Origin of the sequence: Aureimonas jatrophae, assembly GCF_900104035.1 — a bacterium.
Classification (GTDB): domain Bacteria; phylum Pseudomonadota; class Alphaproteobacteria; order Rhizobiales; family Rhizobiaceae; genus Aureimonas; species Aureimonas jatrophae.
Map to the genome: position 1 here is coordinate 1 of NZ_FNIT01000005.1, position 25,537 is coordinate 25,537.

Here is a 25,537-nt window from a genome sequence, read left to right on the forward strand (position 1 = left end):
TTCGACTTGCATGTGTTAAGCCTGCCGCCAGCGTTCGTTCTGAGCCAGGATCAAACTCTCAGGTTTGATATAAGAGCTTGCCTGACCGTCACACTGTCTCAAAGCAAAAGACGAAGCTCTGATGAACCCAAAACCCAGACAGGATCTCTCCCAACCAGGTCCAAAGCCATCAGCTTCTTCTCTCACGAAACGTGTCCGATCCGGCTCGTTCCTCGGACGTCCAAGCCAGCAAAGGATAAGCCAGCCCTTCTCGTCCTCAGCGCAACACCGCCGTCCACGTCTCTCTTTCTTCTCACATTATGCAGTTGTCAAAGAACACGCCAGACCCAAAAAGCCCGTCGTCCGGATCACCAGCTTGCGCCAACAACCCTCAAGCATCCCTCAGGAACACTCAGATCTCGTCCGACACCAAACGCAGAAGGCGCAAAACCGAGCCGCCAGACCAACCCCGGAAGAAAACTCCCGAAACCAACCCGCAGCTCAACTTTCCGGCGAACCAAACCAGCACCTCAGTGCCTCGTCCCGTCCGCCCCGGCGCCACCGCCGTCGTCGATGAGCGGTTTATAGGGGGAACCACCCAGACGGGTCAAGCGGGTCGGGGGAAGAAAATGCAAAAAATCGTCGTATGCCTCCGCAAGGGGCTGTTGCGGCTGCATAAACGCCATCTGCTGACGGCATCGAGCAACGGTCTCGCGCGACCGCATGAGTCCTCCGCAACGCGGTTCGCGATGCGTGATACGCGTTCTCTTCCGTTCGTTTGGAGTGGACCGCGATCGCATCCGTCCTCGGATCGACCGGAGCGGGCGTCGACCTCCGGGCGCGTTAAGCATCCGTAACGAGCCGACAGGACCAATAGAGCGCAAGCTCGGCAGCAAAGAGTTCATTGGGTCCTCGAACGCGGGAGCTGACCCCTAACGCAGGTCTCGGGACCGGCATCTGTGGGCGAGCCCGGTGCAAAGGTTGACATATCATGAACCCGTCCGCTCTATCGGCCTCCCCATCTATGCCTGTTGCCCGGTGGTAACAGCCTTTCTAGCTTATGGCCGGTCGAGGCCGTTCGCCGTTCTCCCGCCCCACTCCGGCAGGAAGACGGAGCAAACGGACAGGATGTGAATGAACCACGAGCGGTACGCCAAGCCGGACTTCGGGGATGCCCCGGCCCTGGTCGCCGATCGGCGCCGTCGTCCCGATCGTAGGCAGGTGTCGTTGCGTTGGCTGGCGGGCACGCTCCTGACCGGCATCACGTCGACGACGATGATGGGCATCGCCCTATCGGCCGCCTACGACAGCGACCGTGTCTTTGTTTCCCCGGCGCTTGTGGATCCGGTCGCCGTTGCGTCCGACGATCTGACCGAGAAGGGCGAGCGGGTCTTTGCCACACCGATCCCGATCGACCGCAACCGGTCGACAATCGAGGTCTCGACCATGGTTCGCGAGGGCGGACGCGACGTCATCCGCTCGCTTCCCTTCGCTTATGCGTCGATGCTTCTCGGCGCCCGTCACCCGACGACGCAGAGTTACCCGACCTTCGATGCGATGGACGTCTTCGCGGAAGAAGGCGAGACAGCCGAGCCCGTTCGCGAAACGCCGCAGATCTACGGCGCCAAGGTGGAAGCCGACGTGGACGTTGCGATGGAGCCGTTCGCGTTCGAGGCGGCGAAGCTCGACGACGCCTCGGATATCGACGCGCGCGAGGCGGAGTTGCTCGTCCGAGCCGCCGCGCCGCGCCTCGACACGCGACCGGTCCAGGTCGCGGCAATCGAGCCGGTCGACCCTTCCCGCTTCGGTGGCCAGAGCATGGCCGACTTTCGCGAGTACGTCCCCGGTTCCGCGGTTCGCGTGACGCAGGAGAACGTCTCCCTGTCGCCGGCCGAGGCCGCTGCCGAGCGAACCCCGCGCTACTTCGAGGAGATCGTCCCGTTCCGGGAGACCCGTTCCATCGTGAAGGCGCTCGGCGAGACCGATCACGTCGGCGTGGGACCAGCGTCCGAAAGTTTGGCGAGCGCGCTTGGCCGCGACACGCTGGATGCCGGTGAGGTGCTGCGACTGGGACTGGCGCCCGATGCGGCCGGTTCACGCATCATTCGTTTGTCGGCCTATCGGGGCACCCGCCATCTGGCGACCGTCGCCGTGACCGATACGGATCGCTTCGCGGTCGGCCCCGAGCCCGCTCTCAGCCATTCCGTCGCCGAGGCGTTTGACGAGAACGCGACGGAAGCGCCGCTGCGTCAGAACATGCCGACCGTCTACGACGGCATCTATCAGGCGGCCCTCGCCTACGGTCTCGACGATCGGCTTTGCCAAAAGCTCATCCGGATCCTGGCGCCCGACGTCGATTATCAGGCCCGGCTGGATCCGAGCGATCGTCTGACGCTGCTGTATTCCATGAAGGAAGGCGCCAACGCGCCGAGCGCCGACTCCCAGATCCTGTTCGTCGAAGCGAAGTTCGGGGATACGACCAAGCGCTACTATCGCTTCCATACGCCCGATGACGACCAGGTCGATTACTACGACGAGGACGGTCGGAGCGCGCGGCAGTTTCTGCTGCGCAATCCCGTTCCCAAGGGCCGCTTTTCGTCACCCTTCGGCTCCCGCCGCCATCCCATTCTCGGCTACTCGCGAATGCACTGGGGCGTGGATTGGGCGGCCCCGCGCGGAACGCCGATCCTGGCCTCCGGCGCCGGCGTGGTGGAGCGGGCCGGCTGGTCGACCGGCAACGGCCAGCAAACCGTCATCAAGCACCCGAACGGTTACGAGACGAGCTATTCGCACCAAAGTCAGATCGTGAGGGGCGTGGTTCCAGGCGCCCGCGTTCGCCAAGGTCAGATCATCGGCTATGTCGGGTCCACCGGCCTGTCTACCGGCAACCATCTTCATTACGAGGTGAGCGTCAACGGCACGCGCGTCGATCCGATGCGCATTCGTCTGCCGAACGGTCGCCAGCTCGGCGGCAACGTGCTGGAAGCCTTCAAGACCGAGCGCCAGCGCATCGACAAGTTGCTGCAGGACGGCATCGACGAGATGCGCGTCGCCGGCCGGTGACGCGCATCTCCGTTTCCATGGACGAGCAGACGCGCAGCCTTACGAAGGCTGGATTGCAGACTGCTGGCGCCACAGGTCGATACCGCCTTCGGTGGCGTAACGATCGACCTCCTTCAGTTCGTCGTCGCTGAAGCCAGTGTTGCCGAGAGCATCAAGCGAGCTGTCCAGCTGTTCCACGGTGCGCGCGCCGATCAGGGCGGACGTCACCCGCTCGTTCCGCAGCACCCAGGCAATCGCCATCTGTGCCAGCGACTGGCCGCGACGCTGCGCCATGGCGTTCAGCGCCTGGATGCGCTGGATGTTGTCGGGCGTCACGAGCCGCGAGGAGAAGGATCCGTTGCGGGCCGCGCGGGAGTCGCCCGGCACGCCCTTCAGGTACTTGTCGGAGAGGAGTCCCTGCGCCAGCGGCGAGAAGGCGATGCAGCCGACGCCGAGTTCCGTCAGCGTGTCGAGCAGACCATCCTCGGTCCAGCGATTGAGCATGGAATAGGACGGCTGGTGGATCAGGAGCGGCGTGCCAAGCTCGGTCAGGATGGAGTGGGCGCGCCGCGTGAGCTCCGGCGAGTAGGACGAGACGCCGACATAGAGCGCCTTGCCCGAGCGTACGATGTGATCGAGGGCGCCCATCGTCTCCTCGAGCGGCGTGCGCGGGTCGGGGCGGTGGTGGTAGAAGATGTCGACGTAGTCGAGCCCCATCCGCTTGAGGCTCTGGTCGAGGCTGGCGACGAGGTACTTGCGCGAGCCGAAGTTGCCGTAGGGGCCGGGCCACATGTCGTAGCCGGCCTTCGACGAGATCAGGAGCTCGTCGCGATAGGGCCGGAAGTCGCGGTCCATCCACTGCCCGAAGTTCTCCTCGGCCGAGCCGTAGGGAGGACCGTAGTTGTTGGCGAGGTCGAAATGCGTGACGCCTCGGTCGAAGGCACGGCGCAGGATGGCGCGGCCCGTCTCGAAGACGTCGGTCCCACCGAAGTTCTGCCACAGCCCAAGCGAGATCGGCGGCAGGTCGATGCCCGATCGCCCGCAGCGGCGGTAGGCGATGTCGGCGTAGCGTTGGTCGGCGGCGGTATAGGGCAAGCGATCTCTCCCGGGGCATGAGCGCGGCACGGGCCGCACGGCTCCTATAGGAGGATCGCCTCGCTGACGAAAGCGACGCGACCGGTCGCGACCACGGTCAGCGGCAGTAGGTCGCCTCGTTGGTACGTGCCGCGATGTCGAGGTGGAGATGCGTGCCGTGATCGCTGTCGGTGCCGGGACCAAGAACGGTGCGAAACGGTCCGCAGGCCGCGCGGCGGATGTCGGCCAGGAAGCGGTCCTCCGCGCTTCCGGGCGCCTGCGCCTCGACGCGGATCACATGGTCGTCCGACAGTGTGATGGCCCCGATGTCGATCGCGCTGCCGCGCGAATGCTCGGAGATGCGCGACTCGCTCGCTCGCGCACGGCATTGATAGGTCGAGATATCGGCGAGGCTGGCGACCGTCCGTCCGCCCAACTCCTTGGCAGCCGCAGGCGCCACGCCGTCCGCGACCCAGATGTCGAGCGCGAGCGCCGTCCGGCACAGGAACTGCGTCTTTCCCGAAATCGTCACGCCGTTGCTGAGCTTGGTCAATTCGACCGGCTGGAGGACGCCGCAGTCGCCGTCCGAGATCGTCGGGCGAACCTCGAAGCGGGCACCGCGTGCGCGCAGTTCGTCTTCGCAGGCCTTGGCATCTTCGACAGCGGCGGCCGCCTCCACGCTTTCGCTCGGTGTCACCTCGATCGGCGGTGTCTCGGGTGCTCCGGGCTCGGGGGTCGTTCGCGCCTTCTCGGGCGAAACATAGGCCGGCGCCGGGGCCGCAGCGGGGGCCGCATCGACGTCAGGAGCCGACGGCGAAGGGCCAGGCACGGCGGCCGGGGCCGGCGCCTCGCCGGTTGCGTCACCGGGAACCGGCTCCGGCCGAGCTTCCGGGACGGGTCCGGCTTCGGGAAGCCCTGGCGTGACGCCCGCGTCGCCCTGTCCGCCCCCCTCCCCCGCCGTGACGGAAGCGTCGGCGGGCGGAGCGCTCGGAACGGGAACGTCCTGCGCGAAGGCGCTCAGGCTCGCGCAGCACAGAAGAGCGGCAACCGTCGCGCACAGCCCCCGCATCGCGGCTACTCCACGAACTCGACGGTTACGCCCGGCGTCACCAGCTTAGCGAGCTCGGTGGCGTCCCAGTTCGTCAAGCGCACGCAGCCGTGGCTGTTGGTCTTGCCGATCTTGGAGGGCTCGGGCGTGCCGTGGATACCGTAGGTCGGCTTCGACAAGGCGATCCAGATCGTGCCGACCGGTCCGTTGGGTCCGGGCGGGATGGTCAGGACCTTGTCGTTCTCACCCTGCTTGAAGTTGAGCTTCGGGTTGTAGGTGTAGTTCGGGTCGAAGGCGATGCGGGCGACCTCCACGGTGCCCGACGGCGAGGGCGTCGAGGTCGACCCGATCGAGGAGGGATACGCCACCACGAGATGGCCGGTCGCGTCGTAGGCGCGGACCTGCTCGCGACCCTTGTCGGCAACGATGCGGGTGATCTGCGCGCCGGTCACGTTGGTGCCGGTGTTCATGACCTTGAGGATCGTACCGGGTCGGTCGAAGTCGGCGCCCGGATTGATCTCCTTCAGGTATTCCTCGTCCATGTGGAACCGCTCGGCCAGCATCTCGGTCACACGCGTGTAGCTCATGGCCGGCAGCAAGGCCTTGTGCCCGTAGTCGTCGGGGATCGAGGCGACGTAGGGACCGTTCAGGTCCTCGTTGGTGATCTCGTAGCTCGTGACCGCCGGCCCACCGGTGATGTCGAGTTCCTCGAGAAGAGCCTGCGGATTGGTGGTGTCGATCGTGCGGCCGGTCATCTCCGTATAAGCGGCGACGGCCTTGTCGACATTGGTACCAAGGCGGCCGTCGATCACGCCCGGCGAGACGCCGGAGCGATCGAGAATGACCTGAAGGGCGGCGATCTCGGCCTTCGCGTTCTTGCCGCGCGGGCCCGCGATCTTCGGGGCCGGGTTGTTCTCGGGGATCGTGGTTCCCTCGCGCGTGGCGGGAACCGATGGCTGGTAGCTGCCATCGCCGCTGGGGAACGGTTCGGTCTCGATCGATCCCGTGGTGGTTCCATCCGGGAAGCCGCCAGGTGCGGGGAGGCTCTGGCGTGCGATCGGCTGATCGAACGGATCGGTGCCAAACTGATAGTCGTCGCCCGGGAGACCGTATTCGCCCCCTGGTGGGGTGTCGGCGCGCCGTCCTTCCAGAACGAGCGGATCGCCGTCGTTGCGCGCCGCACCGCGTCGCTCGCGAGGACGCTCCACCGCGATCACGCGGCCGTAAACATCGACCGTGACGATGTTGCCGTTGTCGTCGACGAAGCTTTCGGTTCCGGGCCCGTAATCCTGGTAGTACGGATCGTAGCCCTGTGCGCCGGCGGATGCGACGGGCGCGACCGCGAGGGGCAGCGCGAGGATCAGGCGCTTCCACATCGTTCCATCAGCCATCGTCCCGCCCCTCCGGTTTCGCGCGTGCCCCGTCAACGCCGAAGGGTGCGACAGGGTCACGATTCTGCGTTCCATATGGTTACGCCTTGGTGAATGAACCGGGCATGAAGATGTCCGCAGACTCTCTCTCGGACACCCGCGAGCTCAAATCATCTCCAGCGGCTGCTTGCGCGTCGGAGCTGGAAAGGCGCGGTCCAGAACCGCCCGGTCTTCGGAACCCAATACCAAACCCTGGGCCGCCGCGTTCTCGTCGACATGCCGGCGCGTCGAGGCCTTGGGTATCGACAAGACGTTCGGTCGGACGAGCGTGAAGGCGAGCGCGACCTGAGCCGGCGTGACGCCCCTGCGCGCAGCGACCTCGCCGAGTGCCGCGTGGGACAGAAGATCGCCACCCTGTCCCAGCGGCGAATAGGCCATAGGAACGACGCCATGCTGGTCGAGCCACGGCAGCAAATCGAATTCGGGCCCTCGGCTCTCGAGATTGTAGAGGATCTGGTTGGCCGCGCAGGCGTCCCCGCCCGGCACGCGCCAGAGTTCCTCCATGTCGGCGACATCGAAGTTCGACACGCCCCAGCGTCGGATACGGCCGGCTTCCACGAGATCGGTCAGGCCCGCCACGGTCTCCGCCAATGGATGGCGACCGCGCCAATGAAGCAGGTAGAGGTCGAGATGATCTGTCGCGAGACGGCGCAGACTCGCTTCGCAGGCCTCCCGCGTACCCGTCCGGGAGGCATGGGACGGGGCGACCTTCGAAACCAGAAAGACCTCGTCGCGTCGCCCGCTGATCGCACGCCCCACGACCTCCTCGGATCCGCCATCGCCGTAGATCTCGGCCGTGTCGATGACGCGCAGCCCGTGATCCAAGCCGGCGCGCAGCGCTTCGACCTCTTTGTCCCGTTCCGAGGACCGCTCGCCCATCATCCAGGTGCCCTGGCCCAGGCTCGGCACCTGCGTCCCGTCCCCAAAGCGCACCGTTCCACGATCGGTCATGACGTTTCCGCGCCCCAGTCGTTGTTCGTATCGCCGATAGCTAAGTGACCGTGCCCGGTGAGAAAGGGGAACGGCTCGCGGGCCGCGTCGTTTTGCTCGGGAACCCGAAGCAGAACAGGAGTGGATCCTCATGTCTTCCACCATGGGAACCGGACCGGTCGGAGAGGTCGAAGTCGGCGCCGACGCGATCGAGGCAAGCCGGGTCAACGGCACGGCTGTCTACAACACCGAGGGCGATCATCTCGGCCACATCTACGATGTCGTGATCGGCAAGCGCGACGGACGCGTGAAGTACGCCATCATGAGCTTCGGCGGCTTCCTCGGCATCGGCGAGGAATACCACCCCCTTCCCTGGGAGGTGCTGAAGTACGACGAGCGGCAGGGCGGCTACGTCGTCGGCATCACGATAGACCAGCTGCAAAGCGCCCCGCGCTACGGAGCCGATGCGCGGCCCGACTGGGCGACTAGCGACTACGGCCGGCGCGTCAACGACTACTACGGCGTGGCCTACTGACCACGCTGCCGGAGAGGAAGAAGGGGCGGCACCTGAGGTGCCGCCCCTTCGCGTTTGTGGAACGGTGATCCGCGAGGGTCAGGCGGCGACCCGGTCGCCCTCCGCACCGCTCTTCGAGCCGACCACAAAGAAGCGCAAATGGTCGGTTCCGCCCGACACCTTCACGTGGCTCTCGTCCCGCACGTCGCCGAGCAGGATCTTCTCGGCGAGCGGGTCCTGCACCTCGCGCTGGATGACGCGCTTGAGCGGACGGGCCCCGTAGGCCGGGTCGTAACCCTTGTCGGCCAGCCACTCGCGCGCCGAGGGCTCGAGCTCCACCGTGATCTTGCGATCCGTCAGGAGCTTTTCGAGACGCTCCATCTGGATATCGACGATCGCGCCCATCTCCGAGCGGTGCAGCCGCTGGAAGAGGATGATCTCGTCCACCCGGTTCAGGAACTCCGGCCGGAAGGCCGAGCGCACGACGTCCATGACGTTGCCGCGCACGGTCTCGACGTCGGCCCCGTCGGGAAGCGCCGTCAGGTACTCGGCGCCGAGGTTCGAGGTCATCACGATCAACGTGTTGCGGAAGTCGACCGTGCGCCCCTGCCCGTCCGTCAGCCGCCCGTCGTCGAGCACCTGCAGGAGGACGTTGAAGACGTCCGGGTGCGCCTTTTCGATCTCGTCGAACAGGATCACCTGGTAGGGCCGGCGCCGCACCGCTTCCGTCAACGCGCCGCCCTCCTCGTAGCCGACATAGCCGGGAGGTGCGCCGATCAGCCGGGCGACGGAGTGCTTCTCCATGTATTCCGACATGTCGATGCGCACCATCGCCGTCTCCTCGTCGAAGAGGAAGGTCGCCAGCGCCTTGGTCAGCTCCGTCTTGCCGACGCCCGTCGGGCCGAGGAAGATGAAGGAGCCGATCGGACGGTTGGGGTCCTGCAGCCCGGCGCGCGCGCGGCGCACCGCACGGCTCACGGCCTGAACCGCCTCGCCCTGCCCGACGACCCGCGCCCCGATCACGTCCTCCATGCGCAGGAGCTTTTCGCGCTCGCCCTGCATCATCCGATCCACCGGGATGCCCGTCCAGCGCGAGACGACCTGCGCCACATGGTCGGCCGTCACGGTCTCCTCGACCATCGAGCCGCGGTTCTCCGTGCTCTCGGCCTCGGCCAGCTCACGCTCCAGACGCGGGATCTCGCCATAGGCGAGTTCGCCGGCCCGCTGGAACTCGCCTTTGCGCTGGGCGATGGCGAGCTCGTTGCGCGCCTCGTCGAGGCTCTTCTTGAGATCGGCTGCCTGCCCGAGCTTGCGCTTCTCGGCCTGCCAGGAGGTGGTGAGGCGATCGCTCTCCTCCTCGAGGTTGGCAAGCTCCGCCTCCAGGCGCTCGAGACGCGAGCGCGCGCCGTCGTCGTGCTCCTTCTTCAGAGCCTCGCGCTCGATCTTGAGCTGCACGACGCGCCGGTCGATCTCGTCCAGCGCCTCCGGCTTGGAGTCGACGGCCATGCGAAGGCGCGCAGCGCCCTCGTCCACGAGGTCGATCGCCTTGTCGGGCAGGAAGCGGTCGGTGATGTAGCGGTTCGACAGCTGCGCGGCGGCCACGAGGGCGGAGTCGGAGATGCGCACCTTGTGGTGCTGCTCGTACTTCTCCTTCAGCCCGCGCAGGATCGAGATCGTGTCCTCGACGGTGGGCTCCGACACGAAGACCGGCTGGAAGCGCCGAGCCAGCGCGGGGTCCTTCTCGACATGCTTGCGGTACTCGTCGAGCGTGGTCGCGCCGACGCAGTGCAGCTCACCGCGCGCGAGCGCCGGCTTCAGGAGGTTGGAGGCATCCATCGCCCCGTCCGCCTTGCCCGCGCCCACCAGCGTGTGCATCTCGTCGATGAAGAGGATGATGCCACCCTCGGCCGCCGTCACCTCAGCCAGAACCGCCTTGAGGCGCTCCTCGAACTCGCCACGGTACTTCGCACCCGCGATGAGGGCGCCCATGTCGAGCGCCATCAGCTGCTTGTCCTTCAGGGACTCGGGAACGTCGCCGTTGACGAGACGCAAGCTCAGACCTTCCGCGATCGCGGTCTTGCCGACGCCGGGCTCACCGATCAGCACGGGGTTGTTCTTGGTGCGCCGCGACAGGACCTGGATCGTGCGGCGGATCTCGTCGTCGCGCCCGATCACCGGGTCGAGACGACCCTCGCGCGCGTCCTTGGTGAGGTCGCGGGCATACTTCTTCAGCGCGTCGTAACCCTGCTCCGCCGAGGCCGAGTCGGCCGTGCGGCCCTTGCGCAGGGACTCGATCGCCGTGTTCAGCGACTGGGGCGTCACGCCGGCCCGCGCCAGGATGTCGGCGGTCTTGGCGCTCTTCTCCAGCGCCAGCGCCAGCAGCATGCGCTCCACCGTGACGAAGCTGTCGCCGGCCTTCTTGGCGATGTCCTCGGCGGTCGCGAAGACCTTGGCGGTCGGGGCCGCCAGGTAGATCTGCCCGTTGCCGCCCGAGACGCGCGGCAGCGCATCGAGCGCCGCCTCGACGCCGAGGCGCACGTCCGCCGAGCGGCCACCCGCGCGGTCGATCAGGCCCGAAGCCAGACCCTCGTTGTCGTCGACGAGGACCTTCAAAAGGTGTTCGGGCAAAAACTGCTGGTGGTCGCGCGAGAGCGCGAGCGTCTGCGCCGCCTGGATGAAGCCGCGAACCCGCTCCGTATAGCGTTCCATATCCATGTATTCGGTCTCCTTTCGGCACCCCACCCGCATCGGCGGCATAGGATCCAAAGATTGGGAGTCGGCTGCCGGTCGGCCAGCCGCTGCGTTCCATATGGGAAGCGCTTTGAGGGTGTTGAAGAGGTCGCGCCCGCCATCGTCGCGTCGACGCGTCGCCCGTTTGAGAAGCGTCAACCATGGGATCCGAAAGGCGCTGGAGACGCCTCAAGGCGCATGTCCGCGCGCCATCCCCTGCCCGGAATATTAAGGCAGACAGGGCTTTGTGGGGTCCCGGGCGCTCGAAGCGCCAGACCATCCGAATGCGGGATCTTCCACATGCGTCTGACCATCGGCCGTAAGCTGACGCTTCTTACGACCTTCGCCCTTCTGGTTCTGGCCGGCGTCGCAATCTTCGGGTTGACGACGATCAGCAGCCAGATGTGGCGGGACCGCCAAGCCCTCGTGCAATCTCAGGTCGACAGCTCGGTTGCGATCGCCAAGGCCTTGCAAGCCCGCGTCGAAGCCGGCGCGCTCTCCGCCGAGGACGCAAAGGCGCAGGCTCGCGAGGCCATCCGAGCCATGCGCTACAACGGGTCGGATTACGTGTTCGTCTATAACTCCGCCGGCGTTCGCCAAGTCTACTACAAGGCGGCGGAGGAAGGTCAGAACGTCTGGGAGAAGACCGATCCCAACGGCGTGAAACTGACGCAGGAGATGATCACACGCGCCAAGGACGGTGGCGGTTTCACGCAGTATGCGACCACCCGCATCGGCGAGGACGCGCTCGTGTCGAAGCTGTCCTACTCGACCTATCTGCCCGAGTGGGACTGGATCGTCGCGAGCGGCGTCTACACCGACGACATCGTGGCGGAGGTGCGGGAACAGGTGATCGCCATGCTCGCGTTTGTCGCGACGGCGGCGCTTCTCGTGACGCTGGGCGCCTGGTGGACCACGCGCGGCATCGTCCGTCCGCTGCGCGAGGTCGTCACGACGGCGAAGGCGGTGGGCACGGGCGACCTGACCGCGGTTGCTTCGGTTTCCAAGCGCGGTGACGAGATCGGCGAGCTGCAGGCCGCCATGTCCGAGATGGCGCAGAACCTGCGCCACGTCGTGTCCGAAGTGCGCGCCTCGTCGCGTCTCGTCACCTCCGGCGCACTGGAGTCGTCGAGCGCCGCGGTTCAGCTCTCGTCCGGCTCGACCGAACAGGCCGCGGCTTCGGAAGAAGCTTCCGCCGCCGTCGAGCAGATGACCGCCAACGTGCGCCAGAACGCCGACAATGCCTCGCAGACGGAACGCGTGGCCGCCAAGGCATCCGAAGCCGCCACCCTGTCCGCGGAGGCCGTCGCCGGGTCGGTGCGGGCGATGAACCAGATCGCCGAGCGCATCAACGTCGTGCAGGAGATCGCCCGCCAGACCGATCTTCTCGCGCTGAACGCCGCGATCGAGGCGGCCCGCGCCGGATCGCACGGCAAGGGATTTGCCGTGGTCGCCTCCGAGGTGCGCAAGCTTGCCGAGCGCTCCGCACAGGCGGCGCAGGAGATCGGCGACCTGTCCGGCGAGACGCTCAAGATCTCCGCAGACGCCGGTCGCTTGTTCGAGACCCTTCTGCCCGACATCCGCCGTACGGCCGAACTCGTGTCGGAGATCTCGGCGGCTTGCCGCGAGCAGGCGGTGGGAATCGAGCAGATCAACCAGGCCATCGTCCAGCTCGATCAGGTCACGCAAACCAACGCGGGCGCCGCCAACGCCATGTCCGCAACGGCCGAAAACCTGTCCGGCGAAGCGGAGCGTCTGGAGGCCCAGGCCGGCTTCTTCCGCTTGTCGGAACTCGGCACGACGGGCGAGACGGATGTGGAAAGCGATGCACCGGCGGCGCGACCGCTCGAACGGCCCGCAGCGGCCGGGACGCTCAAGCCGACGCTGCGACGCGCCGCCTGATCCGACGCCGGTCAATCGCCCTTGCAAGCCCCGGTGGATGCTATCGATCGGGGCTTTCGCTTGTTCGCCGGACGCGGAACCACCGGATTTGCGACAGGCCAGAAGGTTCGGACGTTGGGTTCCGATCCGATCGTCTCTCAGATCACGCCTTTCCAGGACAACGTGACGGCACGTAGCTCGCACCATGGGTTGGTGGGGGGCGAGCCAGTCTTCAAATGGCGACGTCACGTGTCACGCCGTCGACTCGGACCCGTGAGTTCACGACGGGGCGCGTTCGGTCTGCCGTCCGCAACCACCGACCGGGGTATCAACGATAAAGGCCCGGCGGGGTGTCCGCCGGGCCTTCGCCTATCGAAACGTCAGATGGGATGTCGCTCGGCTAGCCGTTCGAGGCCAGGAGGAAGGCCGGAAGGTGCCCGTCCCCTTCGCCTTCGCCCTCGCCGCCTTCGGTCTCGCCCTTCTTCTTGCGAGGGCGACCGGGACGACGCTTCGCCGGAGCCGCTTCAGCCTCAGGCGCTGCAGGTGCGTTGTCCGCGGGAGCGCTGTCGGCAGCCGCCGCGGGCGCTTCGGAGCCGACGTCGCCAGGTGCGGGCGCGGCGGCCCGCTCGCGGCGCGGGCGGGCGCGGCGACGCGGCTCGGCGCTTTCCGTCGTCTCCGCGGTATCCGTCGTCGACTCGACGGGCGTAGCGGTCCCGACAGATTCGGTCGAAGCCACGGGAGCAGACGGCGCCTCCGCTACGGTCGGCTCGGGAGCGGCGGAAGGAGGTGCTTCGCTGTCGGACTGAGCGGCGGACGCTTCCTCGCGCTGACCCTCGGCGGGACCGCGCCCGAAGCGCTCCTCGAAGCGGCGCTCGCCGCTGCGGTCCTGGAAACGCTGCCGGTCGCGGCGGTGCTCGCGACGCTGCTCGAAGCGGTTCGCCTCGCCGCCTTCCGCCACCTCGGGCTGCGGTCCGGTGCCGGCCGCCTGGACGCGCTCGCCGCGCTCCTCGCCCCGGTTCGGCTCGCCACCCTGAGGCCGGTCCGCATAGGCCGGACGCTCGCCGCCGTTCTGCCGATCGCCGTAGGGTTGGCGATCGTTGCGATCGTTGCGGTCGCGGAAGGGGCGATCGTTGCGATCGCGCCGATCGTTCCGGTCGCCTCGATCGTTGCGATCGAAACGGTTCTGGTCGCGGTTCTGGCCGTCGCGCTGGCCCTGTCCGTCGCGGTTGTAGTCGCGCGGACCGTTCTCGCGATGCTGGCCGTGCTCGCGGTTCTGACCGCCGTCGCGCCCGTTGTTGTCGCGATAGGGCTGCCGCTCCTGGTAGTTCGGACGCTCGTTGTAGGGCTGGCGATCGTTCTGAGCGGGCGGGGCGAACTCGCCGGCCGTCTCCTCGCCGTCCATCTCGTCTTCGTCGCCGAAGTCGCGTTCGACCTGGGGCGGCAGGTATTGGCCCTGCGCGGCGGCGACGATGCGGCCGTAGTGCTCGGCATGCTGGAGATAGTTCTCCGCCATGATCCGGTCGCCCGAAGCGGCAGCATCGCGCGCCAGCGTCGTGTACTTGTCGGCGATGTGCTGGGCCGTGCCGCGAATCTTGACGTCCGGACCGTTCGACTCAAACGAGCGCGAAAGCGGGTTGGGACCCTTGCGTCCGCCGCGGCCGCGCATGCGCTTGTTCTGCTGCTGTCCTGGCCTCATGCTCTTCCTGTCTTCTGGATCATCCGGCCTTTCGCCGGTTGGGGCCTTCATGGCGGCAGCGGTCAGGCTGCGCTTCGTTACTCCGCCGCGAGCTTGGCCGGAGGGATCCGTTCGATCCGGCGTCCGAACTCGTCGTAGAAGGTGGTGGTCCGTCGTGGCGTTTCCGGTCGCCGTCGCATCGGAGAAGGCGGAAGGTTCGGCTGCCTCGTCTCGCGTGTCCGGCTAGACCATCGGCAGACTTCGGGCTCGGGAGTCCGCTCCCTCGACTTTCCGCCCGATGGCAGTGGTGTAGTGAGTTCGCCGCCCCACCACAAGGGGCAGTCGCCTCAACCGATGGTTTGCGTGCGGTTTTCCCCGTGTTTGTGGCTTTCATGTGCCGTTCTGGAGAGGCGCAGCGCGCGGACGATGCCGCCAAGGTCGGCCTCGGCCGCAACCAGACCGAAGCCATGGGACTGGCCGATCGCCGCCACGTCCTCCGCCTGTCCTATGCCGATCTCGACCAGTATGTCTCCCGACGGCGTCAGGACACGCGCCGCTTCGCCGATGATCGCGCGATAGGCGGCGAGACCGTCCAGACCACCGTCGAGCGCCAGAAGTGGATCGTGTTCGCGGACCTCACGCGAGAGCGACGGCAGGTCGCCGGTCGGAATGTACGGTGGATTCGACACGACGAAGTCGAGGCTCATCGGGGCAAAGCAGGTCAGAAAGTCGGCGCGCAGCGCCAGGAAGCGATCGGCGACACGGGCCGCACGCGCGTTATGCCGGGCGGTCGCGAGCGCGCCTTCCGACAGATCCGTGGCCACGCAGAAAGCACCCGGATGAAGGGCCAGCAGCGATACCGCAAGAACCCCCGTGCCGGTACCGACATCGGCGAACCGGGGCGCGACCGGTCTCTCGGACAGCGCACGAGACGCCAGATGCACGAGCGTCTCGGTATCGGGTCTGGGTTCCAGCGTCTCCCGCGAGAGCTCGAACTCATGATCGAAGAAGGCACGGCGGCCGATGATGCGATGGGCGGGCTCGCCCGCCGCGCGCCGCGCCAACGCAGCCTCCAAGCGCGCGGCGGCGGCTGGCTCGATCACGTCGCGCTCGCGCAGGAAGAGACCGGTCGCGTCGAGCTCGCACGCCCAGCCGAGCAGAAGGCGCGCATCGAGATCGGCTTCCGGCAGGCCCGCTTCGCGTAGGCGGGCGCGCGCGCCGCGCAACGCCTCTGCGAGCGTCACCGCCACGCCGATCAGGCGGCCGCTCCCATCGAAGCGAGGCGCGTCGCCTGATCGTCGGCGACCAGCGCCTCGACGAGCTCGTCCATGTCGCCCTCGATCACGCGGTCGAGCTTGTAGAGCGTCAGATTGATGCGGTGGTCGGTGACGCGCCCCTGCGGGAAGTTGTAGGTGCGGATGCGCTCGGACCGATCGCCCGAGCCGATCTGCGCGCGTCGGTCGGCGGAACGCTCGGCGTCGGCCTGGGCGCGCTCCATGTCGAACAAGCGGGCGCGCAGCACCTGCATGGCGCGAGCCCGATTCTGGTGCTGCGACTTTTCGGAGGACGTCACCACGATGCCGGTGGGCAGGTGCGTGATGCGCACGGCGGAATCGGTCGTGTTGACGTGCTGGCCGCCGGCGCCCGACGAGCGCATCGTGTCGATGCGGATGTCCTCGGGGCGGATGGCGATGTCGATCTCCTCGGCCTCGGGCAGCACCGCGACGGTGGCGGCCGAGGTATGGATGCGCCCCTGCGCCTCGGTGGCGGGCACGCGCTGGACGCGGTGGACGCCCGACTCGAACTTCAGGCGCGAGAAGACACCGGCTCCCTTCACCGACGCCACGACCTCGCGATAGCCGCCGACCTCTCCTTCCGACGCCTCCAGCACCTCGACGCGCCAGCCCCGCCCCTCGGCGTAGCGTTGGTACATGCGGAACAGGTCGCCCGCGAACAGGCCAGCCTCCGAACCGCCGGTTCCCGCGCGGATCTCGAGAATCGCGCCCTTGGCGTCGGCGGCATCCTTGGGCAGAAGCAGGACGAGAACCTCGCGCGACAGCGCCTCGTGACGCGCCTCGAGCTCGGACAGCTCGCTCGCCGCCATGTCCCGCATCTCGCGGTCGCTCGAGGGATCGGCCAGGATCTCGCGCAGACCCGCGATCTCGGCTTCGGCCGCATGATAGCGCCGGATCGCGCCCGCGACGTCCTCCAAGGACGCGTACTCGGCTGCGAGCCTCGCATAGGTTTCGTGATCGGGGCCGGACGCCATCTCCGCATGGATCTGGTCGGTGCGCCGGAGGATCTCGTTCATCGTTTCGGCGGGAAGGATGGCCATGCGAGGCGAAGCTTTCTCGGGAATGCGCAGCGGTCTGGACGGCAAGCCGCTAGAGCGTGATCGCGTGACGCTCGGCGAACTCCTCCAGAACCTGCCGGAAGGTCTGTCGCGGATGGCGATCGGCGAGATGCGCCATCACGGTGCGATGAAGCTCGCCGGCATCGAGATCCAGAAGCATCGCCTTCACGGGCCCGATCGCCGACGAGGTCATGGATATGGACCGGAAGCCGAGCCCGATCAACGCCATGGCGGAGATCGGTCGCCCCGCCATCTCGCCGCAGAGCGTGACGGACACCGAGTTGCGCGCCCCCGCGTCGAGAATGTCCTTGAGCGCGCGCATGAACGGGGTCGAGAGATCGTCGAAGCGACCCGAAATCTGCGCGTTGCCCCGATCGACGGCTGAAAAGAACTGGAACAGATCGTTGGAGCCGACCGACACGAAGTCGACCAGCTGCATCAGCTCGTCGAGCTGGAAGAGCAGCGAGGGCACCTCGATCATCGCACCGAGCTTCAGTCGGCGCGGCATGACGTGCGCGAAGCGCGTCAGGTGCTTGAACTCGCGACTGATGAGGTCGCGCGCCTTGCGCAGCTCGTCGAGGTCGGTGACCATCGGGAACATGACGCGCAACTCGCGGCCGGCCGCCGCCTTCAGGAGCGCGCGAAGCTGCGTTCGCATGAGGCCCGGCCGGTCGAGCGCCAGACGCAGCGCGCGGTAGCCGAGCGCCGGGTTCTCTTCCGGGCTCTGGTGGAGGTAGGGCAGCACCTTGTCGCCGCCGATGTCGAGGGTTCGGAACGTCACCGGACGCCCGTCCGCCGCGTCGAGCACGGCGGCGTAGAGCCTCTCCTGCTCGCTGGTCTTCGGCATCGTCGAGGCGATCATGAACTGCAGCTCGGTGCGGAACAGGCCGATGCCGGCGGCCCCCGCCTCGCCGAGCTGCGGCAGATCCACGAGAAGGCCCGCGTTCATCAGGAGGTCGACGTCCTGCCCGTCGCGCGTGCGGGCGGGAACGTCGCGCAGCGCGCGATAGCGCTCCTGACGCCGGGCGCGGAACTGGACGCGCTCGGCGAAGACGCGCTCGACGTCGGATGGCGGTCGCAGGTGAACGCTGCCCTCCTCGCCGTCGACAATGATGGCGTCGCCCTTCTCCGCCATGGACACGGCGCCCTTGGCCTGACCGACCACGGGAATGCCGAGCGCCCGCGCGACGATCACGACGTGGCTCGTCTGCGCGCCCTCCTCCAGAACGAGACCGCGGATCTGGTCGCGCCGGTAGTCGAGCAAATCCGCGGCGCCCATGGAACGCGCCACGATGATGGCGTCGCCGGCACTGTCGGCGCCGATCGGGTCGCCGCCGCGCCCCATCAGCTCCCGCAAAAGACGGTTGGCGAGATCGTCGAAATCGTGCAGCCGCTCGCGCAGAAACGGGTCGGTCATGTGCATCATGCGCGCGCGCATGTCGTTCTGCACCTTCTCGACCGCAGCCTCCGCAGTCAGACCGTTCTGGACGGCTTCCTCGAGCCGGCGCACCCAGCCACGGTCGTAGGCGAACATGCGATAGGCTTCGAGCACGGCGCGGTGTTCGCCCTCGGCCGCGATGTCGCGCCGCTGCAGCATGTCCTCGATCGAGATCCGCAGGCTCGACACCGCCTTTTCGAGCCGGGCGGTCTCGGCCTCGGCGTCCTCGTTGAAGAGGTTGGTGACGACGACGCGCGGCTCGTGCAGCACGACATAGCCGAGCCCGATGCCGTCCGCGAGCGCCAGCCCGTCGAAATGGACGGGACGGGACAGGTCGAGAACGACGCCGGGCCGCGAGAGACCGGCCAGGCTTCCGGCGGCGATCATCTCGGCCACGACCATGGCGACCGTTTCCAGCGCCTCGATCTCCTCGTCGCGGTAGACGCGCCGCTCCTTGTTCTGGACGACGAGCACGCCGAGCGTGCGGCCGGCCCGTAGGATCGGCACGCCGAGGAAGCTCTGGAAGATCTCCTCGCCCGTTTCCGGCAGGTAGGTGAAGGCGGGATGCTTCTGCGCGTCCTGAAGGTTCAGCGCGCGGGCGGTCGCCGCGATCGTGCCGACGAGACCCTCGCCGAGACGCAACTGGGCGAGGTGAACCGAGCCGGGGTTCAAGCCCTGCGTCGCGTAGAGTTCCAAGACGCCGTCGGCCCGCAGCACGTAGAGCGAGCAGACCTCGGCGATCATGTTGGCGGCGATCTGGCGAACGATCTCGTCGAGCCGGGCCTGGGGCTCCAGCGGCTCGGCCATCAGCTCCCTGATCCGGCGCATGAGAATGCGCGGTCCCGATGAGTCGCTTCGCATCAGAGACGTCCCGCCGCGAAAAGAAGCGCCCCGAAAGAACGTCGGGGCGGGCATGGAAGCGGCCGGCGCCCCCGCGCCCGCCCTTCCATCCTCAAGCTTTGTCGAGACCGTAGACGGAATGCAAGCTCCGCACGGCGAGTTCGGTGTACTCGGCATCGATCAGGATCGAGATCTTGATCTCCGACGTGGTGATGGCCCGGATGTTGATGCCGCGCGCGGCGAGCGCCTTGAAGGCGGTGGCCGCCACGCCCGTGTGCGAGCGCATGCCGACGCCGATCACCGAGACCTTGGCGAGCCCCTGCTCGGCCTGCACCACGTCGAAGCCCATCTCGTCCTTGGCGGCCTCGAGCACGCCCGTCGCCTTGCGCAGGTCGCCGACGGGCACCGTGAAGGTCATGTCGGTGCGCGTGCCGTCCTCGGAGATGTTCTGGACGATCATGTCGACGTTGACGCCGGCATCCGCCAGCGGTCCGAAGATGGCGCCCGCAACGCCCGGGCGATCGGCGACGCGGCGCAGCGAGATCTGCGCCTCGTCCTTGGCATAGGCGATGCCGGTGACGACCTGCTGTTCCACGATTTCATCCTCGTCGCAAATGAGTGTGCCCGGCGGGTTCAGGAAGTCGCCCATGCCCGGCGCGTCGGGGTCCTCGAAGGACGAGCGCACGAAGGTGCGCACCTTGTGGACCATGGCGAGCTCGACCGAGCGGACCTGAAGGACCTTGGCGCCGAGCGAGGCCATCTCGAGCATCTCCTCGAAGGCGATGCGGTTCATGCGCCGGGCCTTGGGCTCGATGCGCGGGTCGGTGGTGTAGACGCCGTCGACGTCCGTGTAGATGTCGCAGCGGTCTGCCTTAAGGGCCGCGGCGACCGCGACGGCCGAGGTATCGGAGCCGCCGCGCCCGAGCGTGGCGATCCGGTTGTCGGGCGCGATGCCCTGAAAGCCGGCGATCACGGCCACCTGCCCGTCGCCGAAGCGTCGCACAAGCTCGGAGCCCTCGATCTCCTGGATGCGTGCCGCGCCGTGCTGACCGTCGGTGCGGATCGGGATCTGCCAGCCGGCCCAGGACCGGGCGTTGATGCCCATGCCCTGGAGCACGATCGCCAGGAGCCCGGCCGTGACCTGCTCACCGCTCGCGACCACGGCATCGTACTCGCGCGCGTCGTGCATCGGCGAGGCTTCGGTACACCAGGCGACAAGCTCGTTGGTCTTGCCGCTCATGGCCGACACCACGACGGCGACCTGATGGCCGGCATCGACCTCGCGCTTGACGTGCCGCGCGACGTTCCGGATGCGGTTGATGTCGGCGACGGACGTGCCGCCGAATTTCAGAACGAGACGCGCCATTCGGATCCAGCCTGCCGGGGCCGCGGGAGACGGCCGCCCATGATTCGTCGATGCCGCGCGGCTCCGGTGCGCTCGCGGCAAAGCCTGGAATGATCCGGAGGATGCCCGCAGCGGGCGCGCCGAGTTAACGGAACGGGGCGAACAGCGCAAGGCAAAGGGTCGCGCGGCTTGACTTGGAGGCCTCGGTGCAAACATCCCGCCTTCACCGCCCGAGCCGGGCCCGAGCTTTCAGGGAAGACGACGATGACCCCAGCGGCAGAGCGCACGACGGTGGATGCCGGCGAGGTGGACCGCTTTTCCCGGCTGGCCGCCGAATGGTGGAACCCGACCGGCAAGTTCAAGCCGCTCCACAAGTTCAATCCGGTCCGCCTCGGCTACATCCGCGAGCAGGTGTCGCTGAACTTCGGTTGCGACATGCGCTCGCTCGAACCCTTCAGGGGCCTGCGCATCGTCGACATCGGGTGCGGCGGCGGGTTGATCGCCGAGCCCCTGGCCCGGCTCGGTGCCGATGTGGTGGGCGTCGATGCGGCCACGACCAACATCGAGGTCGCCAAGCTCCATGCCGCGCAGAGCGGCGTCTCGGTCGACTACCGGGCCGAGACCGCCGAGGCGCTGGAGCGCGCCGGCGAGCGCTTCGATGTGGTGCTAGCGCTGGAGGTCGTGGAACACGTCTCCGACGTCGATCTGTTCCTGCGCTCGGCCGCGCGCATGGTGAAGCCCGGCGGCCTGCTTCTCGTCGCCACGATCAATCGCACGCGCAAGGCCCAGCTCTTCGCGATATTCGGTGCCGAGGTGGTGCTGCGCTGGCTGCCGCGCGGAACGCATGAATACGAGAAGCTCGTGCGGCCCGAGGAGATCGCGGGGCCGGTGACCCACGAGGGTCTCGAGGAGCTCGAGCGGCAGGGCGTCGTTTATCATCCGCTGGCCGACGAGTGGCGTTTGTCGCGCGACACGGACATCAACTACATGATGCTGTTCCGCCGCATCGTCTGATCGCATCGCCCCCTTTCGGTGCGCGTCCCTGCCTGATAGGGAATGCTTCAGAACGCAGTCATGTTTTGCTGGCCTGCGCCTCGTGCGCCCGGGGCCGGCAACTTGAGGATCAGGCATGCCGGCATCCCACGCGATTCGTTTCCAGCCCGAGGCCTCGCGGGTCTTGGCGTTCCCGCGGTCCTGCCCGACCGCAGGACGGCTGGCGGCCTCCCAGCAGCTGACCGAGCGCCAGCGCCTCGACCTCGACCGCCTGCGCTGGCTCGCGATGCGTGCGCAACTGCGGCCCAAGCCCGACTTCGAAGCCGCCTGCTACGTCCTCGCCGGCGATCCGGCGGCGTCTCTGGAGCGCACGACCACGGCGTTCTTTCGTGGCTTGTGCGACAACGCCTCGTCGGAGATGACGATCTACCGCCCCGGCGCGCGCACGGCGAGCGACGACGAGTTGTGGCTTCTGCGGCTCGTCGACAGCTGGCGTGCGGGCGAGGACCGTCTGGCGGCCGCCCTCGTATCCTGGCGCGTGCGGCCGCAGGCGCGCCGCTGGATGCGGTTCCTGTCGGCCCGCATTGCGGCGGCGCTGGAGGAAACAGTTTAGAAGCGTTCTAAACTCTTGAACTTCGCCTCGGTCAGAGCTAGTTTGGAATCAATCTAAACGAGGGTGTGCCGTGCGCGTACCCGCCATTCGGAAGGGAAATCCCATGGGACTGGTAGCCGCCAAGATCGAACCGACCGCCAAGGAAGAGATCGTCAACGGTCTGACCCAGGCGCTGGCCGAGACCACGGTCGAGACCATGAAGGCGCAGAACTTCCACTGGAACGTGACCGGCATGAGCTTCGGCTCGCTGCACGAGCTGTTCCAGGAGATCTACGAGGATCACTTCGAGGCTCAGGACTTCCTGGCCGAGCGCATCAAGGCCTTCGACGCCCATGCGGAAGGCCGCTACTCGCTCTTTCTCGAGCGTTCGGCGGTCGAGGAGCATGATGGCCGCACCGACGCCAAGACGATGATCGAGGTCCTGATGAAGGATCAGGAGACCCTGTCGTCGACGCTGTCGTCGCTGGCGCAGGTCGCCGAGCAGCACGGCGACTGGGCGACCAACGATATGGCCACGAACCGCATCGAGAAGCACGACAAGTTCGCCTGGATGCTGCGCGCCCACCTCAAGTCGACCGCCAGCTAAGCGCGACGTCTCGCATGAAACGGCCCGCCGGAGCGATCCGGCGGGCCTTTTTCGTTCAGTCGGCCGATGACACGTCGTCGAGTGGACAGGGCACCCCTTCGCGCTCGCACTTGCGGCGATAGCTGATCGCCCAGAACGCCGGGTTCTTGTGTTCCGAGCGCAGCCGCTCGAACAACGCGTCGAAGAAGCGCCGCTTCGCTTCTCCGCTGCCGGATCGCGGAAACGAGTCCTTCTCGGCTTTCGTCATCATGCAGCCGACGCAGCGCCCCGCCCGCTTGTACTTGCAGACATCGACGCAGGGGCTGGGCGCCTGCGCCCAGATCTCGTCCGAGACGCTCATGCCGCCTCCTTGCGCCCCATTCCGGCATCGATCTTGTCGAGAACGCAGGGACGCTCCTTGCGCTCGCAGCGGCGCCGATACATGCGCGTCCAGTAGTCGAGTCGTCCCCGCTCCTCCAGACGCTCGATCAGGACGAGAAAGAAGGCCCGTTTCTCGGCCTTGCCGTCGAGCCGCTTGAAACGCTTCTTCTCCTCCTTGGTCATCGAGCAGCCGATGCAACGTCCCGCGTCGCGGAACTTGCACACGTCGATGCAGGGGCTGGGAGCCTTGGCCCAGGTCTTCACCATCCTAGCGCCGTCAGTTCGCGTCTTCGGGCAGCGGCGGGAGCGGAAGCGCCGTGATGCCCTCGTCGAGGAGCGAGCGGACCTCGTCGCCCGAGGCCTCGCCGTAGATGCGGCGCTCCTCCGTCTCGCCGTAATGAATCCGGCGCGCTTCCGCCGCAAATCCCCGTCCGACATAGTCGGACTCGGCCCGAACCTTCCGGGCCAGATCCTGCATCTTGCGAACCATCTCGACGAACTCGGGAGGAGCGCCGTTGCCATGAGCGGCGACCGGCGCCACGGGAGCCTCGCGCTCGGCCCGATGCGCGACAGCGGGGCGCATCAGAGCCTTCTCGACCTTGGCCGAGCCGCAGACCGGGCACGACAGGAGGTCGCGCGCCGCCTGCGCGTCGAAGTCCTCGTTGGAGCGGAACCAGCCTTCGAACGCGTGTCCCGCCTCGTTGCAGCGAAGCGCAAAACGGATCACGTCGCCGTCTCCACGCGGGGCTCGGCGAACGGACGCCGGTTCCGCAGGTTCGGGATCTTGGAGCGCACGCTCGCCACCTGCGCCGTATCGATGTCGGCCACGGCGATCCCGGGCTCATCGCCCTTCACCTCGGCGAGGATCCGGCCCCATGGGTCGATCACGATGGAATGGCCGAAGGTCTCGCGTCCATCCTCGTGCCGTCCTCCTTGGGCTGCCGCAACCACGAAGCCGTTGTTCTCGATGGCGCGCGCCCGAAGAAGGACATGCCAGTGCGCCTCGCCGGTCTGGCGGGTAAACGCAGCCGGCGCCGTCAGGATGTCGGCTCCGGCCAAGGCCTGGGCGCGGAAGAGTTCGGGGAACCGCATGTCGTAGCAGACCGCAAGGCCCAGCCGGACGGTATCGGAGCCGATCGGCATGTCGACGAGCCCGGCGCGCTCGCCCGGCACGTAGGTCGCCGACTCACGCCAGCTCTCGCCGTTGTCGAGATCGACATCGAACATATGGATCTTGTCGTAGGTGGCGAGCTGCCGTCCGTCGGGGCCAAACACAAAGGACCGGTTGGCCGCCATGCCGCCCGGCGCCCGGATCGCGGTCGAACCGAGATGCAGAACGATGGCGTGCCGCTTTGCCAGATCGCGGGCGGCGGCCACGACGGGATCGTTCGCTTCGTCCTGCAACAACGCCCGGAAATGGGCGCGGTCCCGCGACAGGATGCCGGTCATCTCCGGTGTCTGGACGTAGGTCGCACCCCGTTCCGCGGCCTCGCTCACGAGCCGCTCCATGTCTTGCGCGTTGCGGACGGGATCGGGGGTCGAGCGCATCTGCACGACGGCGACCTTGAAGGCGACCATGGCGCTCGGTCCTCAGGCAGCCAAGAGAGGATCGAGGCCGCCGGAGCGGTCGAGCGCGACGAGGTCGTCACAACCGCCGACATGCCGCTCGCCGATGAAGATCTGCGGAAACGTCGTCCGGCCGTTGGCGCGCGCCAGCATCTCGCCTCGGAAGCTGGGGTCGACGCCGGCATCCTTTTCCTCGAACTCGACGCCCTTGGAGCGAAGAAGCGCCTTGGCATGGCTGCAGTAGCCGCAGGCAGGACGCGTATAGATCACGACGGGAGGCATGGCGGTCTCGTGGCGGAGAAACGATCGCACACGATATGCGGTCAGGACCCGCCCGCCGCAACCCTTGCGAACACCAGAACGTCGACCGCGGCGGCTCCTCCCCGGAGAAGCGTGCGCGCAGCAGCCGAAACCGTCGCGCCCGTGGTGAAGACGTCGTCCACCAGAAGCACGCGTCGACCCTTCAGATCCGCCACGCGATGCGGGTCGAGCACGAAGGCACCCCGCAGGTTGCGCTCGCGCTCGGAAGCCGAAAGGCCCACCTGCGACCGCGTGGCTCTCACCCGGCGCAGCATCATCGGCTCGAAGCGGCGCCCGTGTGTGCGTGCGAGGTGCCGCCCCAGTTCGGCCGACTGGTTGAACCGGCGGCGCAGCAGCCGCCGCGCGTGAAGCGGAACCGGCATCACGAGATCGGCCTCGGCCAGAAGTTCGGCGCCGGCCCGCCCCATCCAGCCAGCCATGAGGGGCACGAGGTCGGTGCGGTCGCCATATTTCAGCGAGGCGACGAGACGCGAGCCGAGTCCCTGGTAGAGAACGGTCCCGCGCAGCCGCGCGAAGGGGGGCGGGTTCGCGATCGCCTCCGGCGAGACCAGACCCGCCCCCGGATCGACCGCGAACGGAAGCCCCAGCACCTCACAGAACGGCCGCTCCAGAAAGCGCAGGTCGCGCCAGCACGCGGCGCAGACGGCGGGCGACCGCGAGACCGCGCTTGTGCATCCGGCACAGACCGGGGGATACACGAGCGACAGCAACGCATCGCCGAACCGGCGAAGCTGCCGAACCGCTCCTCTCTCTTGCCTCGTCGTCATGAACGCTCCCGTCGTCTTGACGATATCGCCTCGCATCGCAGCTACAAGGGGC

Annotated in this window: 22 protein-coding genes and 1 rRNA gene; 6 read left to right on the forward strand and 17 right to left on the reverse strand. The window is 67.4% G+C overall.

Going from position 1 to position 25,537, the window contains the following annotated elements:
* Positions 1–66: ribosomal RNA gene (locus tag BLQ76_RS11775) — 16S ribosomal RNA — on the reverse strand; the annotation flags it as partial.
* Positions 67–1,113: 1,047 nt separating this feature from the next.
* Between BLQ76_RS11775 and BLQ76_RS11780 the strand changes: the two genes are divergently transcribed.
* On the forward strand, positions 1,114–3,042 hold the full coding sequence (locus BLQ76_RS11780) for a M23 family metallopeptidase (protein WP_090673376.1): 1,929 nt from the start codon (positions 1,114–1,116) through the stop codon (positions 3,040–3,042).
* A gap of 39 nt (positions 3,043–3,081) precedes the next feature.
* Here BLQ76_RS11780 and mgrA read toward each other — a convergent pair whose 3' ends face one another.
* From mgrA to BLQ76_RS11800, 4 genes are all read right to left on the reverse strand, one after another.
* On the reverse strand, positions 3,082–4,116 hold the full coding sequence (mgrA, locus tag BLQ76_RS11785; protein WP_090673378.1) for an L-glyceraldehyde 3-phosphate reductase: 1,035 nt from the start codon (positions 4,114–4,116) through the stop codon (positions 3,082–3,084).
* Between the two features lie 97 nt (positions 4,117–4,213).
* Entirely contained in the window at positions 4,214–5,164 is a 951-nt protein-coding gene (locus BLQ76_RS11790) for an extensin-like domain-containing protein (RefSeq protein WP_090673380.1), read from the reverse strand.
* Between the two features lie 5 nt (positions 5,165–5,169).
* Positions 5,170–6,534: a L,D-transpeptidase gene (locus BLQ76_RS11795; RefSeq protein ID WP_090673382.1), complete on the reverse strand. Its 1,365-nt coding sequence runs from the start codon at positions 6,532–6,534 to the stop codon at positions 5,170–5,172.
* 144 nt (positions 6,535–6,678) lie between these two features.
* A complete protein-coding gene (locus BLQ76_RS11800) occupies positions 6,679–7,524 on the reverse strand; it encodes an aldo/keto reductase (protein WP_090673384.1) in 846 nt (281 codons plus the stop codon).
* Between the two features lie 130 nt (positions 7,525–7,654).
* Between BLQ76_RS11800 and BLQ76_RS11805 the strand changes: the two genes are divergently transcribed.
* Positions 7,655–8,038, forward strand: coding sequence for a PRC-barrel domain-containing protein (locus BLQ76_RS11805; protein ID WP_244493801.1), 384 nt, complete (start codon positions 7,655–7,657; stop codon positions 8,036–8,038).
* 78 nt (positions 8,039–8,116) lie between these two features.
* Here the strand turns inward: BLQ76_RS11805 and clpB are convergent, their stop codons facing one another.
* The gene (gene clpB / locus BLQ76_RS11810; protein WP_090673386.1) at positions 8,117–10,732 is read right to left on the reverse strand and encodes an ATP-dependent chaperone ClpB; all 2,616 of its coding nucleotides are present in this window, start codon (positions 10,730–10,732) and stop codon (positions 8,117–8,119) included.
* Positions 10,733–11,047: 315 nt separating this feature from the next.
* Between clpB and BLQ76_RS11815 the strand changes: the two genes are divergently transcribed.
* Positions 11,048–12,649: a methyl-accepting chemotaxis protein gene (locus BLQ76_RS11815; protein WP_170842573.1), complete on the forward strand. Its 1,602-nt coding sequence runs from the start codon at positions 11,048–11,050 to the stop codon at positions 12,647–12,649.
* A gap of 379 nt (positions 12,650–13,028) precedes the next feature.
* Here BLQ76_RS11815 and BLQ76_RS22365 read toward each other — a convergent pair whose 3' ends face one another.
* The 5 genes from BLQ76_RS22365 to BLQ76_RS11840 all read right to left on the reverse strand — a co-directional run bounded on the left by BLQ76_RS22365 (position 13,029) and on the right by BLQ76_RS11840 (position 20,300).
* The gene (locus tag BLQ76_RS22365) at positions 13,029–14,324 is read right to left on the reverse strand and encodes a DUF4167 domain-containing protein (protein ID WP_183193201.1); all 1,296 of its coding nucleotides are present in this window, start codon (positions 14,322–14,324) and stop codon (positions 13,029–13,031) included.
* Positions 14,325–14,650: 326 nt separating this feature from the next.
* Positions 14,651–15,553: a peptide chain release factor N(5)-glutamine methyltransferase gene (gene prmC / locus BLQ76_RS11825; protein ID WP_342028256.1), complete on the reverse strand. Its 903-nt coding sequence runs from the start codon at positions 15,551–15,553 to the stop codon at positions 14,651–14,653.
* Positions 15,554–15,558: 5 nt separating this feature from the next.
* A complete protein-coding gene (prfA, locus tag BLQ76_RS11830) occupies positions 15,559–16,638 on the reverse strand; it encodes a peptide chain release factor 1 (RefSeq protein ID WP_090673392.1) in 1,080 nt (359 codons plus the stop codon).
* 49 nt (positions 16,639–16,687) lie between these two features.
* Complete coding sequence (gene ptsP, locus BLQ76_RS11835) at positions 16,688–18,955, reverse strand: phosphoenolpyruvate--protein phosphotransferase (RefSeq protein ID WP_090673394.1); 2,268 nt, start codon at positions 18,953–18,955, stop codon at positions 16,688–16,690.
* A 91-nt stretch (positions 18,956–19,046) separates the two neighbouring features.
* A complete protein-coding gene (locus tag BLQ76_RS11840; RefSeq protein WP_090673396.1) occupies positions 19,047–20,300 on the reverse strand; it encodes an aspartate kinase in 1,254 nt (417 codons plus the stop codon).
* Between the two features lie 243 nt (positions 20,301–20,543).
* On the opposite strand from BLQ76_RS11840, the gene ubiG reads away from it, so the two are divergent.
* From ubiG to BLQ76_RS11855, 3 genes are all read left to right on the forward strand, one after another.
* On the forward strand, positions 20,544–21,293 hold the full coding sequence (ubiG, locus tag BLQ76_RS11845; RefSeq protein ID WP_090673398.1) for a bifunctional 2-polyprenyl-6-hydroxyphenol methylase/3-demethylubiquinol 3-O-methyltransferase UbiG: 750 nt from the start codon (positions 20,544–20,546) through the stop codon (positions 21,291–21,293).
* 115 nt (positions 21,294–21,408) lie between these two features.
* Positions 21,409–21,885: a hypothetical protein gene (locus BLQ76_RS11850; protein WP_090673399.1), complete on the forward strand. Its 477-nt coding sequence runs from the start codon at positions 21,409–21,411 to the stop codon at positions 21,883–21,885.
* Positions 21,886–21,988: 103 nt separating this feature from the next.
* Positions 21,989–22,471, forward strand: coding sequence for a Dps family protein (locus BLQ76_RS11855; protein WP_090673401.1), 483 nt, complete (start codon positions 21,989–21,991; stop codon positions 22,469–22,471).
* A gap of 55 nt (positions 22,472–22,526) precedes the next feature.
* Here BLQ76_RS11855 and BLQ76_RS11860 read toward each other — a convergent pair whose 3' ends face one another.
* From BLQ76_RS11860 to BLQ76_RS11885, 6 genes are read right to left on the reverse strand one after another with little or no spacing between them, the layout of a single operon-like run.
* Positions 22,527–22,811, reverse strand: coding sequence for a DUF1289 domain-containing protein (locus BLQ76_RS11860; protein ID WP_090673402.1), 285 nt, complete (start codon positions 22,809–22,811; stop codon positions 22,527–22,529).
* Positions 22,808–23,098 (reverse strand): DUF1289 domain-containing protein, encoded by a 291-nt coding sequence (locus tag BLQ76_RS11865; protein WP_090673404.1) that lies wholly within the window; start codon positions 23,096–23,098, stop codon positions 22,808–22,810. Before BLQ76_RS11865 ends, BLQ76_RS11860 begins: the two co-directional genes overlap by 4 nt.
* Before the next feature lie 10 nt (positions 23,099–23,108).
* Positions 23,109–23,558, reverse strand: coding sequence for a DUF1178 family protein (locus tag BLQ76_RS11870; RefSeq protein WP_090673406.1), 450 nt, complete (start codon positions 23,556–23,558; stop codon positions 23,109–23,111).
* On the reverse strand, positions 23,555–24,409 hold the full coding sequence (locus BLQ76_RS11875) for a carbon-nitrogen hydrolase family protein (RefSeq protein WP_090673408.1): 855 nt from the start codon (positions 24,407–24,409) through the stop codon (positions 23,555–23,557). Before BLQ76_RS11875 ends, BLQ76_RS11870 begins: the two co-directional genes overlap by 4 nt.
* A gap of 12 nt (positions 24,410–24,421) precedes the next feature.
* On the reverse strand, positions 24,422–24,679 hold the full coding sequence (gene grxC / locus BLQ76_RS11880; RefSeq protein WP_090673410.1) for a glutaredoxin 3: 258 nt from the start codon (positions 24,677–24,679) through the stop codon (positions 24,422–24,424).
* A gap of 41 nt (positions 24,680–24,720) precedes the next feature.
* The gene (locus BLQ76_RS11885; protein WP_090674086.1) at positions 24,721–25,485 is read right to left on the reverse strand and encodes a ComF family protein; all 765 of its coding nucleotides are present in this window, start codon (positions 25,483–25,485) and stop codon (positions 24,721–24,723) included.
* Positions 25,486–25,537 lie beyond the last annotated feature (52 nt).

Bases quoted from the DNA above. Each gene is read 5' to 3' on its own strand.
- BLQ76_RS11780 (WP_090673376.1), top strand. From the start codon at position 1,114: ATGAACCACGAGCGGTACGCCAAGCCGGACTTCGGGGATGCCCCGGCC.
- BLQ76_RS11790 (WP_090673380.1), bottom strand. From the start codon at position 5,164: ATGCGGGGGCTGTGCGCGACGGTTGCCGCTCTTCTGTGCTGCGCGAGC.
- BLQ76_RS11795 (WP_090673382.1), bottom strand. From the start codon at position 6,534: ATGGCTGATGGAACGATGTGGAAGCGCCTGATCCTCGCGCTGCCCCTC.
- BLQ76_RS11800 (WP_090673384.1), bottom strand. From the start codon at position 7,524: ATGACCGATCGTGGAACGGTGCGCTTTGGGGACGGGACGCAGGTGCCG.
- BLQ76_RS11805 (WP_244493801.1), top strand. From the start codon at position 7,655: ATGTCTTCCACCATGGGAACCGGACCGGTCGGAGAGGTCGAAGTCGGC.
- clpB (WP_090673386.1), bottom strand. From the start codon at position 10,732: ATGGATATGGAACGCTATACGGAGCGGGTTCGCGGCTTCATCCAGGCG.
- BLQ76_RS11815 (WP_170842573.1), top strand. From the start codon at position 11,048: ATGCGTCTGACCATCGGCCGTAAGCTGACGCTTCTTACGACCTTCGCC.
- BLQ76_RS22365 (WP_183193201.1), bottom strand. From the start codon at position 14,324: ATGAGGCCAGGACAGCAGCAGAACAAGCGCATGCGCGGCCGCGGCGGA.
- prfA (WP_090673392.1), bottom strand. From the start codon at position 16,638: ATGGCCATCCTTCCCGCCGAAACGATGAACGAGATCCTCCGGCGCACC.
- ptsP (WP_090673394.1), bottom strand. From the start codon at position 18,955: ATGCGAAGCGACTCATCGGGACCGCGCATTCTCATGCGCCGGATCAGG.
- BLQ76_RS11840 (WP_090673396.1), bottom strand. From the start codon at position 20,300: ATGGCGCGTCTCGTTCTGAAATTCGGCGGCACGTCCGTCGCCGACATC.
- ubiG (WP_090673398.1), top strand. From the start codon at position 20,544: ATGACCCCAGCGGCAGAGCGCACGACGGTGGATGCCGGCGAGGTGGAC.
- BLQ76_RS11850 (WP_090673399.1), top strand. From the start codon at position 21,409: ATGCCGGCATCCCACGCGATTCGTTTCCAGCCCGAGGCCTCGCGGGTC.
- BLQ76_RS11855 (WP_090673401.1), top strand. From the start codon at position 21,989: ATGGGACTGGTAGCCGCCAAGATCGAACCGACCGCCAAGGAAGAGATC.
- BLQ76_RS11860 (WP_090673402.1), bottom strand. From the start codon at position 22,811: ATGAGCGTCTCGGACGAGATCTGGGCGCAGGCGCCCAGCCCCTGCGTC.
- BLQ76_RS11865 (WP_090673404.1), bottom strand. From the start codon at position 23,098: ATGGTGAAGACCTGGGCCAAGGCTCCCAGCCCCTGCATCGACGTGTGC.
- BLQ76_RS11875 (WP_090673408.1), bottom strand. From the start codon at position 24,409: ATGGTCGCCTTCAAGGTCGCCGTCGTGCAGATGCGCTCGACCCCCGAT.
- grxC (WP_090673410.1), bottom strand. From the start codon at position 24,679: ATGCCTCCCGTCGTGATCTATACGCGTCCTGCCTGCGGCTACTGCAGC.
- BLQ76_RS11885 (WP_090674086.1), bottom strand. From the start codon at position 25,485: ATGACGACGAGGCAAGAGAGAGGAGCGGTTCGGCAGCTTCGCCGGTTC.